Source organism: Ensifer sp. Root127, from assembly GCF_001425225.1.
Classification (GTDB): Bacteria; Pseudomonadota; Alphaproteobacteria; order Rhizobiales; family Rhizobiaceae; genus Ensifer; species Ensifer canadensis.
Genome location: NZ_LMDX01000001.1, coordinates 1,314,142 through 1,326,210, shown reverse-complemented (window position 1 = coordinate 1,326,210; position 12,069 = coordinate 1,314,142). Strand labels below are relative to the sequence as shown.

Below are 12,069 nucleotides of genomic sequence, written 5' to 3'. Positions count from 1 at the left end.
TCACTCTGTGGCTTCAGCGGGCTTTGCGTCGGTCGCCGCGGTCGTCTGGGCTGCTTCGGCCGCCGGCTTTGCATTCGGATCCCAGTCGGTCGGCTCCACCGGCGCGCCGGGGCCGATCTTCTGGAAGCCTTCGACGATGACCTTTTCGCCGGGCTTCAGCCCCGAGGCCACCTGCCAGCGGGTTCCGACCGTGCGTCCAAGTGTGACGTTGCGGAACTCGACCTTCTTGTCGGCGGCCACGACATAGACCTGCGACTGGCCGGCATTGTTGCGCTGGACAGCCTGCTGCGGCACGGTGATCGCGTCCTTCTCGACACCCTGCTGGACCAGCACGCGGACATACATGCCCGGCAATAGGTCGCCGTCGGGATTGGGGAACTCGCCGCGCAGCGTTACCTGGCCGGTCGTCGCGTCAACGGCCGCTTCCGAGAACAGGAGCTTGCCCTTGTGTTCATAAGGCGTGCCGTCGTCGAGGATCAGTTGAACCTCGGCCTCCTGGTCACCGCTCATCATCTGGCCGGCTTCAAGCGCCTTGCGCAGGCGGATGAGATCGGTCGCCGACTGGGTAAAGTCGGCATAGAGCGGATCGAGTTGCTGGATCGTGGCGAGGTTTTCCGAGCTGTTGGCGCTGACGAGCGCACCCTCGGTGATGAGAGCGCGTCCGATCTGGCCGCTGATCGGGGCGGTCACGTTGGCGTATTGCAGGTCGAGCTTGGCAGCGGCCAAGCCCGCCTGGGCGATGGCGACGTCGGCGTTTGCTGCAGCCAGCAGGCCGTTTGCATCGTCGAACTGCTGGGCGGCGACGACGTTTGCCTTCTTCAGAGCTTCCTGTCGGGCAGCCTTCTGTTCGGCCTGGAGATGCACGGCCTGGGCGCGGCGCAGGGTCGCTTCGGCCTTTTCGACCTGGACCTGGAAGGGAGCAGGGTCGATGCGGTAGAGCACGTCACCTTCCTTGACCTTCGAGCCCTGCTGGAAGACGCGTTCGACGACGATGCCGGAAACGCGCGGACGAACTTCGGCGACGCGCGTCGCGGTGATGCGGCCCGGCAGTTCATTGGTGATCGGCAGCGTCTCGGATGCGGTCGTGAAGACAGCGACGGCCGATGGCGGGAAGGCGGGAGCGGCCTGTTCTTCGTCTTTCTGGCAGCCGGAAAGGAGAATCACGGTTGCCAAGGCGGCGGCCAGTGTCGGTCGGTTCATGCGCATAGCGATGTCCATATTCGGTGACCGTGCGCAGCCAGTGCGTATCGCAGGGCTGCGCGGTCCGGAAGTGAAGGGAAGCAATTACCAGTATCGGGATGGGAAAATACCGGAACGCTAATATACAAACACAAATGTATGTTAATTTGCGCCGCAGTGCAACACCGTGATGCAGCGCGTTGAATCGATCAAAAAAATCAGCCGCCGCAGTGCTTTCGGCACCACGGCGGCTTGATATCACTAAGGTGTGATCCGGGTTTGTCGCCGGATTATCGTCTCAGGCGAGGACGCGGTCGTCGGCACCGAAGCGGTGCATGCTGCCGACCATCGGCGTCGCAAAGACAATGTCATCAGGCGCGTAGCGGTGTTCGCCAAACAGCCGAACGGTGATCAGACCGACCTGGTCGGACTCGATATAGACAATCGTGTCGGCGCCCAGATGCTCGACGTGGATGACCTTGCCCTTCCAGTCGCCACTCTCGCGCGACAGACCGATATGTTCCGGCCGGATGCCGATCGTCTTGGCGCCGGGATCGCCGAGGCGGGCGCCGTCGACGAAGTTCATCTGCGGCGAGCCGATGAAGCCACCGACGAAGACATTGGCCGGCCGGTTGTAGAGATCCATCGGCGAGCCGATCTGCTCGATCTGGCCGGCGTTCAGCACCACGATCTTGTCGGCCAGCGTCATCGCTTCGACCTGATCATGGGTCACGTAGATCATCGTGGCCTTCAGGCTGCGATGCAGCCGGGCGATCTCGAGCCGGGTGTTGACGCGCAAGGCCGCATCGAGGTTCGACAAGGGCTCGTCGAACAGGAACAGCTTCGGTTCGCGCACGATGGCGCGGCCGATGGCGACACGCTGGCGCTGGCCGCCGGAAAGTTCCGCCGGGCGCCGGGCGAGATAGGGGTCGAGCGACAGCATGCTGGCGGCCTTGCCGACCTTGTCCTCGATTTCAGCTTTCGGCTTGCCGGCCTGCTTCAGGCCCAGGCCCATATTGTCCTTCACCGTCAGGTGCGGATAGAGCGCATAGGACTGGAATACCATGGCGATGCCGCGCTTGGCGGGGGCCACGTGTCCGACTTCGACGCCGTCGATCTGGACGCTGCCGGAGGTCGCGTCCTCAAGGCCGGCAATGGTGCGCAGCAATGTCGACTTGCCGCAGCCGGAAGGACCCACGAAGATGACGAACTCGCCGTCCTTCACTTCCAGGTCGATGCCCTTGAGAACCTCATGGTTTCCGTAGGCCTTGCGGATGGATTTGAGTTGAAGTGATCCCACCTAATTGCCCCTCTTAAAGTTTGACCGGCTGACCGGTGCGGACGCTTTCATCAGCCGCAAGGCAGATGCGCAGCGACTGGACGGCGTCGTTCATGTGGCGGTCGAGATTGATATCTTCGCGAATGGCCTTCAGCACATAGGCCTGCTCACGATCGCAGAGTTCCTGATGGCCGGGCTCTCCGTCCATTGTCAGGTCCTCGTCCGGCTTGAGAAAGCGACCGTTGGGACCAGTTTCCGCATTGTGCACGCGAATGACCGAGGTCTTGGTGTGTGTGTCGATATCGTCCGACTTGGCATTCGGATCCATGACGATCGACACGGAGCCCTTTGGCGACATGACGTCCTTCACGAAGAAGGCGGTCTCCGAAATCATCGGACCCCAGCCGGCCTCGTACCAGCCGGCCGACCCGTCTTCGAAGATCACCTGCAGGTGGCCGTAATTGTACATGTCCGAAGCGATTTCGTCGGAAAGACGCAGGCCCATGCCGCGCACCTCCACCGGCTTGGCGTCGGTGATCTGGCACATGACGTCGACATAATGCACGCCGCAGTCGACGATCGGCGGGGTCGTCTGCATCAGCGACTTGTGGGTCTCCCAGGTCGGACCGCTCGACTGCTGGTTCAAGTTCATGCGGAAGACGTAAGGACCGCCGAGTTTGCGGGCTTCGGCGATCAGCCGGATCCACGAGGGGTGGTGGCGCAGGATGTAGCCGATGATCAGCTTGCGGCCATGCTTCCTGGCGGCAGCAACGACCCGTTCGGCGTCTGCGACCGTCGTTGCCAGCGGCTTCTCCACGAACACGTCGCAGCCGGCTTCGAAGGCGGCAACCGCATAGTCGGCATGGCTGTCGGAATAGGTACAGACCGAGCAGAGTTCGGGTTTCAGTTCCTCAAGCGCCGTCTTGAAGTCAGGATGGATCTCGTAGCCGCGCAGTTCCTCCGGAAGCTCCACCTTGGAGCGGTTGACCAGCCCGACGATCTCGAAGCCGGGATTGTTGTGATAGGCCAGCGAATGGCTGCGGCCCATATTGCCGAGACCCGCGACGAGGACCCGGACCGGTTTGCTGTTTGAACTCACTTGACTGCTCCTGCGGTGATGCCGCGGATCAGCTGCCGCGAGAAAATGACATAGAGGACGAGAACCGGAAGGATGGCGAGCGACAGGGCCGCAAGCACGGCGTTCCAGTTGGTGACGAACTGGCCGATGAAGATCTGCGAGCCGAGCGTGACCGTCTTGGTTGCTTCTGCCGGCGCCAGGATCAATGGGAACCACAGATCGTTCCAGATCGGGATCATCGTGAACACGGCAACCGTTGCCATCGCCGGCCGGATCAGCGGCAGCACGAGGCGGAAGAAGATCGAGTATTCCGACAGCCCGTCGATGCGGCCGGCATTCTTCAGGTCATCCGAAACCGTGCGCATGAACTCCGACAGGATGAACACCGCGAGCGGTAGCCCCTGTGCGGTATAGACGAGGATCAGCGCCGTCAGCGTGTTGACGAGGTTGGCAGCGACCATGCCCTGAAGGATGGCGACGGTGCCGAGCCGGATCGGGATCATGATGCCGATCGCGAGATAGAGCCCCATCAGCGTATTGCCGCGGAAGCGGTATTCCGACAGCGCGAACGCGGCCATGGCGCCGAACAACAGCACCAGCGCGATCGCGACGACCGTGACGATGAAGCTGTTCTGGAAGTAGGTCGCGAAATCGCCCTGGCCGAGCACCGTCTGGTAGCCGATCAGGCTGAAGGTCTCGGGCGTCGGGACCGTCAACGGCGCCCGGAAGATCGCGTTGCGATCCTTGAACGAGTTGATGATCGTCAGGAACACCGGAAACAGCGAGATGAGCGTATAGGCGATCAGCGCGATGTGGACGAAGCCGGTGCGGAAAATGGAGTGGCGTGCTTGCGACATCTCGGCCTCCCTTAGAACTGATAGCGGCGCATGCGGCGCTGGATGACGAAGAGGTAGAGCGAGACGCCGGCGAGGATGATCAGGAACATCACCGTTGCGATCGTCGCGCCCATCGAGCGGTCGCCCAGCTGCAGCTGGAAGCCGAAGAAGGTGCGGTAGAGCAGCGTGCCGAGAATGTCGGTCGAGCCATCAGGACCGGCAAGCGCGCCCTGCACGGTGTAGACCAAGTCGAAGGCGTTGAAGTTGCCGACGAAGGTCAGGATCGAGATGATGCCGATCGCGGGCAGGATCAGCGGCAGCTTGATCTTCCAGAACTGGCTCCAGCCGGTGACGCCGTCGCATTCGGCGGCTTCGATCACTTCATCGGGAATGTTGAGCAGGGCGGCGTAGATCAGCATCATCGGGATGCCGACATATTGCCAGACCGAGATCAACGACACGGCGATCAGGGCCGAGCCTGGCCTGCCGAGCCAGGGCGCAAACATCGACTTGAGGCCGACGAGATCGAGCATCCAGGGCGCGACACCCCAGATCGGCGACAGGATCAGCTTCCAGATGAAGCCGACGATAACGAAGGAAAGCAGCGTCGGCAGGAAGATCGCCGTGCGGTAGAACGTGACGAAACGCAGCTTCGGAATGGACAGCATGGCCGCCAGCGCAACGCCGATCGGATTCTGCACGCACATGTGAATGATGAAGAAGATGACGTTGTTCTTCAGCGCGTTCCAGAAGTCGTGCGCCCAGCGCTCCTCGCCGAACAGGACCTGGAAGTTTGCGAGACCAACGAAGGTCGGCTGGCCGTCGACCGTGTTGTATAGCGAGAGACGCAGCGTCTCGATCAACGGCAGGATCATCACCGCCGTGTAGACCAGAAGGGCCGGCAGCAGAAAGATGAGGATGTGCCAGCGTTTCGGCCGTCTCACGGTCGGCTGTCCCTCTTGCAGTGAAGTGACGTTGCTCATTGATCGTACCCGCTTGTTCGACCGGTTCCCCAGGGCGTCATGATGCACGTCGACGCCACACGGCCGGTCTTGCCGCATAACGCCTGCCCCGATCCGGGCTCATGACGAAGGTTAAGGCTATCGCGTTCTTTTGCAAACGACTGCGTCGGGGACCTCCCCATCAAGGGGAGGTCGAGGACGCTGCGGCTGGGGGAGTGCCTCCTTGGGCAATGTCCTCCCGCCCGGCCCTTGCTGCATGTTTCCTCAATCCTATCCGATTTGAGGACAAAAACATTCAGCAATTCAAAGTGCTACAGCGACCTTTGTGCGTCCGACAAGACGCGCGGCGCTGTAGGGCCGACCCTCCCCCGAAGGGGAGGGAACCAGTTGCGCTTACTTCGCCGGCTTGTACCAGCCGTCGAGACCCTTCTGCAGCTTTTCGGCCGCAACCTCAGGCGTATCCGTGCCGTTGATGACGTTGGCCGATTCAACCCAGGTTTCGTTCTCGAGGCTCGGCGTACCGCGCGCCAGGATCTGGTAGGTCGAGCGGATCGTCGGCTTGCACTTTTCGCGCCAGGAAACGAATTCCTGAGCGAGCGGATCGGTCATCTTCACCGGGGTCGAATTGAGGCTGAAGAAGCCCGGCAGCGAATTGGCGTAAATCTCGGCGAATTCCGGCGAAGCGACCCAGGTAAGGAAGGTCTTGGCTTGCTCGGCGTGCGCACTCTTGGCGTTCAGACCGACGCCGATGTCGTTGTGGTCGGAGATGTAGCAAGCGTCGCCGGCGTTCTTAACCGGAGGCGGGAAGGCGCCCATCTTGAACTGGGCCTGGGTGTTGAACAGGCCGATTTCCCACGAGCCGGCCGGATAGATCGCGGCGCGGCCGAGCGTGAACAGGTTCTGGCTGTCCGGATAGGTCTGGGCCTCGAAGCCGTCGCCGAGATAGTCCTTCCACTTGGCGAGAACGCGATAGGGCTCGACCCACGGTTCATCGGTCAGCTTCTGCTCGCCCTTGATCAGCGCAGCGCGGCCTTCTTCACCCTTCCAGTAGGTCGGGCCGATGTTCTGGTAGCCCATGGTCGCGGCTTCCCAGAGATCCTTGGTGCCCATCGCCATCGGGATGTAGTTGCCGTCGGCCTTGATCTTGTCGAGAGCTGCGAAGAATTCGGCTTCCGTCGTCGGGATCTGGATGCCGAGCTGGTCGAAGGCGTCCTTGTTGTAGATGAAGCCGTGGATGACCGAAGCCATCGGCACGCAGAAGGTGGCCGAGCCATCGTCTGTCGTCCAGGCGGACTTGGCGACCGGGGAGAAATTTTCCATACCCGGCAGCGCCGTCAGGTCGGCAAGGTGCTTCTTGTTGTAGAGTTCGAGCGAGACATCGAACGGACGGCAGGTGATGAGGTCGCCCGCGGAGCCGGCGTCGAGTTTGGCGTTCAGCGCCGCGTTGTACTCGGTCGGCGCCATCGGGGCGAACTTGACCTTGATGCCGGGGTTCTTGGCTTCGAAAGCCGGGATCAGCTTTTCTTGCCAGATCGCCAGGTCGTCGTTGCGCCAGCTTTCGATCGTCAGCGTGACGTCCTCCGCGTGGGCCAGGCCGGCCGAGCCGAGAATGCTCGACGCAAGCAGCAGGCCCTTGAGTGTCGTACGGGTCATTTAGCTTCTCCCTCTTATATGCGCCGTTTTGGCGCGGTTTGAATCCCAGGTTTATCTCAGGCCGAAACGATATCGATCGCCCGGCGCAGGTTCTGCTTGGTCTGGTTGAGCGCCGCTTCGGCTGCCGCCACGTCCTTCGCGCCCGATGCCAGCAGGATGGCGATCTTGACCGAGCCGGATGCGGCATTGATCAGCCGGCCGGCCTCGGATGCGCCAACACCGGTAATGTCGGTGACGATGCGAACGGCGCGGCCGTGCAGCTTGATGTTGTCGGCGCGCAGATTGACCATGTGGCCGTCGAGCACGTGGCCGAGATGGATGCCGACCAGCGTCGAGAACATGTTGAAGGCGATCTTCTGTGCCGTGCCGGCACCCATGCGCGTCGAGCCGGAAACGACTTCCGGCGGCGTCTGCAGCAGAATGGCGACATCCGCGTCGTTGAAAAGAGCTGCGCCCGGATTGTTGGCAACGGCGATGACTTTTGCGCCGAGCTTGCGCGCTTCGTCGGCTGCGGCCAGCGCATAGGGTGTCGAGCCGCTGGCCGACACTGAAACCAGACAGTCGCCCGCGGTGATGCCGGCCTTGCGGACGTCTTCGCGCGCCAGATCCATGTCGTCTTCGTAGCCGCCGGCGAGGTCATTGAGACTGGCGGCGCCGCCTGCAAGCAGAATGACGATCTGGTCCTGGGGGATGCCGTAGGTGCCGGGAAGTTCCAGCGCATCGGCCATGGCCATCAGGCCTGAGCTGCCGGCGCCGGCATAGGCGAGACGCTTGCCGGAGGCGAGCGTTTCTGCAGCCAGGGACGCAGCAGCGGAAATCTGCTCAATCGCGGCGTCCACGACCTTTGCTGCCGCCTGTTGTCCGGATGCGAGCAGCCGAAGCGCCAGCGCCGGATGCATGACATCCAGGCCTTTGGCGTTGTCGTGACGCTCTTCGGTCTTCACTGAAGGCATAGGTTGTGTCTCCTCTGGGTGAATTAATGCCAAAAAAATACCAATTGTCTAGGAGAAATTACATTTTGGCGTCAAAAAAAACCAATCTCTGAAATTATCCGTTGTTATTCAATGCATTATTTCAAAATTGGATATCGAGACCAATTCGGACTTGGTTATTGGTATTTTTTTGGTATCCTCTATGGGCGGAGGTGCTCATGCCAAACTACCTAATAGGAATCGATGGCGGCGGAACAAGCTGCCGGGCGGCTGTGGCTGCGGGGGATGGACGTATTCTCGGCCGCGGCAAGGCTGGTGCAGCCAACATTCTGACGGATCCTGAAACGGCGCTCGCCCATATTGGCGACGCTGCGCGGGCGGCATTTGAAGAAGCCGGTCTTGATCCCTCTGGTATCGCCGAGGCGCGCGCAATTGTCGGCGTCGCCGGGCACAATGTCGGCGATGCCGTGCATTATGTGAAGCGACGCCTGCCGTTTGCCGCAGCCGATATCGAATCGGATGGTCTGATTGCCCTGCAGGGCGCGCTCGGCGACGAGGACGGCGCCGTCGCCATTCTCGGCACCGGCAGCATCTATATCCTGCGGCAGGCCGACATCGTCAGCTATGTCGGCGGCTGGGGCTTCACGATCGGCGATCATGGCAGTGGCGCACGCATCGGCCATGCGCTTTTGCAGGAAAGCCTGCTTGCCTTCGATGGCATCCATGAGGCGTCGCCGATAACCGATTCCGTCATGGCCGAGTTCAGGAACGATCCGAGTGCTGTCGTCGATTTCGCGCGCCTGGCAAAGCCGGGTGAGTTCGGCCGCTATGCCCCGCGTGTCTTCGAAGCGGCGCAGGCGGGCGATCCCGTCGCCGTGCGTCTGCTCAAGACTGCGGCGATCACGGTCGACGAGGCGCTAGACGTCGTGGTCGCCCGGGGCGGGCGCAAGCTCTGCCTGCTCGGTGGCCTCGCGCCGCTCTATCGTCCCTGGCTTGCCGAGCGCCACCAGCCGTTTTTTGTCGAAGCCGAGGCCGACGCGCTCACCGGCGCCGTCGCACTCGCCGCACAGCGCTTCGGCTCCCGCTCGGAGGTCGGCGCATGACCGATCATCTCGCTGCCATTCTGCCGCTCGAAGGCCTGCAGGCCGGTGGATCCGGTCCGCTCTATCTGAAACTGCGGCAATCGCTGGAAGACGCGATCCAGTCGGGCAAGCTCAATCATGGCGACGCCCTGCCGCCGGAGCGCGATTTGGCCGATTACGCCAATATCAGCCGCGTGACCGTGCGCAAGGCCGTCGACGATCTCGTGCGCGACGGCTTGCTGGTGCGGCGCCACGGCTCCGGCACTTTTGTCGTCAAGCCGGTCTCCAAGGTGCAGCAATCGCTGTCGCGGCTGACCTCGTTTACCGAGGACATGGCGCGCCGTGGTCTCAACACTCATGCCCGCTGGCTGGAGCGAGGCCTGTATCATCCGTCGCCGGATGAGATGATGGCGCTCGGCCTGCCGGCCGACGCGTTGGTGGCCAGGCTCGGGCGTCTGCGCATCGCTGACGACATGCCGCTCGCGATCGAGCGCGCCAGCATCTCGGCCGAATTCCTGCCGGATCCGCAGGCTGTCACCTCGTCGCTCTATACCGCGCTCGACAAGACCCGTTCCCGGCCGGTGCGCGCCGTGCAGCGCATCTCCGCCTGCAACATCAAGGATCCGGACGCCTCCATGCTCGGCGTCGCCGTCGGCTCTGCCGGCCTTTCCATCGAACGCGTCTCCTATCTCGCATCGGGACGCGTCGTCGAATTCACCCGCTCGCTCTATCGGGGCGACGCCTATGATTTTGTCGCGGAACTGACCCTGTCGGAATCCTGACCGTCGCTCCGCAAGAAAGGAATTGACCATGCAGACCAACATGCGCCGAGAAATCGACGAGATCCCCGAAGCGGCGGCCCGACTGCTCGAGCATTCTTCCGAGGCCCTGAAGCAGGCCGGCGCAGCGCTGCGCGCCAAGGACCCGGCTTTCCTGGTGACGATCGCGCGCGGTTCTTCGGACCATGCCGCCCTGTTCCTGAAATATGCGATCGAGCTGCAGGCCGGTCGACCGGTCGCTTCGCTCGGGCCGTCGCTCGCGTCGATCTATGGCGCCAAGCTGAAGCTCGGTGGCGCGGCGGCAATTGCGATTTCGCAATCGGGCAAGAGCCCGGATATCGTCGCGATGGCCCAGGCCGCAACCGATGCCGGCGCCGTATCAATCGCACTTACCAACACCCTGCCGTCACCGATCTCGAAGGCATGCACCCATCCGCTCGACATTCTCGCCGGCCCGGAAATCGCCGTTGCTGCAACCAAGTCCTATGTCAACTCCATCGTCGCCGGCCTTGCCGTTCTCGGCGAATGGACCGGCGACGCGGCGTTGCAGCGCGCCGTGGCCGATCTGCCGAACCAGTTCGCCAAGGCGGTGAAGCTGGATTGGCATGAGTTCGCCGCCGATCTCGGCGAGGCCGAATCGCTCTACGTGCTTGGCCGTGGCCCGGCGCTGGCGATCGCCAGCGAAGCGGCGCTGAAGTTCAAGGAAACTTCGGGCATGCATGCGGAAGCCTATTCGGCCGCCGAAGTGCTGCATGGACCGGTGGCGCTTGTCGGCGCCAAGTTCCCGGTGCTGACGCTTGCGGCGCGCGATGCGGCCGAAGGGTCCGTCGCCGAGATCGCCGACGGCATGGCCGAGAAGGGCGCCGTGGTCCATGTGACGTCGAACCGCGCCGGCAAGGCCAAGCGCCTGCCGTTCGTCGAGACGGGACACCCGATCACCGACGCGCTGACCCTGATCCTGCCGTTCTATGGCTTCGTCGAAGCCTGGTCGCGCTCGCGCGGTCTCAATCCCGACGCACCGGCAAGCCTCAAGAAGGTAACGGAGACGAGATGACCGAGAAGAAGGCAATCATCGGCGCCCGCCTGTTCGATGGTATCGAATGGCATGACGGCGCCGCTCTCTTGATCGAGGCGGGTCGTGTCAAGGCCATCGTGGCAGCCGGCGATCTGCCGGCCGGTGCCACGATCGTCGATGCCCACGGCCTGCTGCTGGTGCCCGGCTTCATCGACCTGCAGGTCAACGGCGGCGGCGGGGCGCTTCTCAACGCGCAGCCGACGCTGGAAAGCATCCGCCAGATCTGTTCGGCCCATGCGAAGTTCGGTACGACCGCACTTCTGCCGACGCTGATCACCGATACGCGCGAAGTCCGCACGGCAACGATCGCCGCCGGCCTTCAGGCCAAGGCGGCCGGCGTGCCCGGCTTCCTCGGCCTGCATCTGGAAGGTCCGCATCTTTCGGTCGCACGAAAGGGCGCGCACGATCCAGCGCTGATCCGACCGATGGATGACGCCGACCTCAAGGAGATGCTCGACTGCGCCAGGGCGCTCGGCACCCTCATGGTCACGGTCGCACCGGAAAATGCGACCAAAGAGCAGGTTCGAGCCCTTGCCGACGCCGGCGCCATCGTCAGCCTCGGCCATACGGATGTCGGCTATGAGACCGCCGTGTCCTATGCCAAGGCAGGGGCGAAGACGGTGACGCATCTGTTCAACGCCATGAGCGGTCTCGGTCATCGCGAGCCTGGCGTCGTCGGTGCAGCCCTTGCGACAGGCACCCTGCACGCGGGCCTGATCGCCGACGGCTACCATGTCGACCCCGCCTCGATGGGTGTGGCGCTGCGGGCCAAGACCGGCCCGGGCCAGATCTTCCTGGTGACCGACGCGATGTCGCCGATTGGAACGGACATGACGAGCTTCGAGCTCAATGGCCGCGAGATCCTGCGCCACGGCGGTCGTCTGACGCTCGCCGACGGCACGCTTGCCGGCGCCGATATCGACATGCTCTCGTCGGTGCGCTTCGTGCACGAAAAGCTCGGCCTACCGGTCGAGGAAGCCCTTCGCATGGCATCGGCCTATCCCGCCGACGCCATGGGCATCTCCTCGCACAAGGGCCGTGTTCTGCCCGGGGCAGATGCGGATTTCGTGCTTCTGACATCAGAACTCGCCATGGGATCGACTTGGATTGGCGGCAACCAGGTCTACGCAGCCTGATCACCGATCTATCGAAAAATTGAGGCCCGACGATCGGAGTGATCGTCGGGCCTTTCTTTAGCGTGAACTGAAAGCGTG

The 12,069-nt window shown here is 62.8% G+C and carries 11 protein-coding genes; 4 read left to right on the top strand and 7 right to left on the bottom strand.

Going from position 1 to position 12,069, the window contains the following annotated elements; genetic code table 11:
* The 7 genes from ASD03_RS06340 to ASD03_RS06310 form a co-directional block, all read right to left on the bottom strand.
* Nucleotides 1-1,218, bottom strand: a complete 1,218-nt coding sequence (locus tag ASD03_RS06340; protein ID WP_025425446.1) for an efflux RND transporter periplasmic adaptor subunit — start codon at nt 1,216-1,218, stop codon at nt 1-3.
* A gap of 259 nt (nt 1,219-1,477) precedes the next feature.
* Nucleotides 1,478-2,479, bottom strand: a complete 1,002-nt coding sequence (locus tag ASD03_RS06335; protein ID WP_025425447.1) for an ATP-binding cassette domain-containing protein — start codon at nt 2,477-2,479, stop codon at nt 1,478-1,480.
* 13 nt (nt 2,480-2,492) lie between these two features.
* Complete coding sequence (locus ASD03_RS06330; protein ID WP_025425448.1) at nt 2,493-3,557, bottom strand: Gfo/Idh/MocA family oxidoreductase; 1,065 nt, start codon at nt 3,555-3,557, stop codon at nt 2,493-2,495.
* Nucleotides 3,554-4,393, bottom strand: a complete 840-nt coding sequence (locus ASD03_RS06325; RefSeq protein WP_025425449.1) for a carbohydrate ABC transporter permease — start codon at nt 4,391-4,393, stop codon at nt 3,554-3,556. The genes ASD03_RS06330 and ASD03_RS06325 overlap by 4 nt, the downstream gene beginning before the upstream one ends.
* Nucleotides 4,394-4,404: 11 nt before the next feature.
* The gene (locus ASD03_RS06320) at nt 4,405-5,355 is read right to left on the bottom strand and encodes a sugar ABC transporter permease (protein ID WP_025425450.1); all 951 of its coding nucleotides are present in this window, start codon (nt 5,353-5,355) and stop codon (nt 4,405-4,407) included.
* Nucleotides 5,356-5,727: 372 nt separating this feature from the next.
* Nucleotides 5,728-6,987 carry an ABC transporter substrate-binding protein gene (locus ASD03_RS06315; RefSeq protein ID WP_025425451.1) on the bottom strand — a complete coding sequence of 420 codons (1,260 nt, stop codon included), beginning with the start codon at nt 6,985-6,987 and terminating at the stop codon, nt 5,728-5,730.
* 56 nt (nt 6,988-7,043) lie between these two features.
* Nucleotides 7,044-7,940 carry an N-acetylmuramic acid 6-phosphate etherase gene (locus ASD03_RS06310; RefSeq protein WP_025425452.1) on the bottom strand — a complete coding sequence of 299 codons (897 nt, stop codon included), beginning with the start codon at nt 7,938-7,940 and terminating at the stop codon, nt 7,044-7,046.
* A 197-nt stretch (nt 7,941-8,137) separates the two neighbouring features.
* On the opposite strand from ASD03_RS06310, the gene ASD03_RS06305 reads away from it, so the two are divergent.
* From ASD03_RS06305 to nagA, 4 genes are read left to right on the top strand one after another with little or no spacing between them, the layout of a single operon-like run.
* Complete coding sequence (locus ASD03_RS06305; protein WP_025425453.1) at nt 8,138-9,022, top strand: N-acetylglucosamine kinase; 885 nt, start codon at nt 8,138-8,140, stop codon at nt 9,020-9,022.
* Nucleotides 9,019-9,783: a GntR family transcriptional regulator gene (locus ASD03_RS06300; RefSeq protein ID WP_025425454.1), complete on the top strand. Its 765-nt coding sequence runs from the start codon at nt 9,019-9,021 to the stop codon at nt 9,781-9,783. Before ASD03_RS06305 ends, ASD03_RS06300 begins: the two co-directional genes overlap by 4 nt.
* 28 nt (nt 9,784-9,811) lie before the next feature.
* On the top strand, nt 9,812-10,834 hold the full coding sequence (locus tag ASD03_RS06295) for an SIS domain-containing protein (RefSeq protein ID WP_025425455.1): 1,023 nt from the start codon (nt 9,812-9,814) through the stop codon (nt 10,832-10,834).
* On the top strand, nt 10,831-11,991 hold the full coding sequence (nagA, locus tag ASD03_RS06290; RefSeq protein ID WP_025425456.1) for an N-acetylglucosamine-6-phosphate deacetylase: 1,161 nt from the start codon (nt 10,831-10,833) through the stop codon (nt 11,989-11,991). The genes ASD03_RS06295 and nagA overlap by 4 nt, the downstream gene beginning before the upstream one ends.
* The last annotated feature ends 78 nt before the right edge of the window (nt 11,992-12,069 follow it).

Excerpts from the sequence above, each read along its gene's own strand:
- ASD03_RS06340 (WP_025425446.1), bottom strand. The coding sequence starts at position 1,218 with ATGGACATCGCTATGCGCATGAACCGACCGACACTGGCCGCCGCCTTG.
- ASD03_RS06325 (WP_025425449.1), bottom strand. The coding sequence starts at position 4,393 with ATGTCGCAAGCACGCCACTCCATTTTCCGCACCGGCTTCGTCCACATC.
- ASD03_RS06320 (WP_025425450.1), bottom strand. The coding sequence starts at position 5,355 with ATGAGCAACGTCACTTCACTGCAAGAGGGACAGCCGACCGTGAGACGG.
- ASD03_RS06315 (WP_025425451.1), bottom strand. The coding sequence starts at position 6,987 with ATGACCCGTACGACACTCAAGGGCCTGCTGCTTGCGTCGAGCATTCTC.
- ASD03_RS06310 (WP_025425452.1), bottom strand. The coding sequence starts at position 7,940 with ATGCCTTCAGTGAAGACCGAAGAGCGTCACGACAACGCCAAAGGCCTG.
- ASD03_RS06305 (WP_025425453.1), top strand. The coding sequence starts at position 8,138 with ATGCCAAACTACCTAATAGGAATCGATGGCGGCGGAACAAGCTGCCGG.
- ASD03_RS06300 (WP_025425454.1), top strand. The coding sequence starts at position 9,019 with ATGACCGATCATCTCGCTGCCATTCTGCCGCTCGAAGGCCTGCAGGCC.
- ASD03_RS06295 (WP_025425455.1), top strand. The coding sequence starts at position 9,812 with ATGCAGACCAACATGCGCCGAGAAATCGACGAGATCCCCGAAGCGGCG.
- nagA (WP_025425456.1), top strand. The coding sequence starts at position 10,831 with ATGACCGAGAAGAAGGCAATCATCGGCGCCCGCCTGTTCGATGGTATC.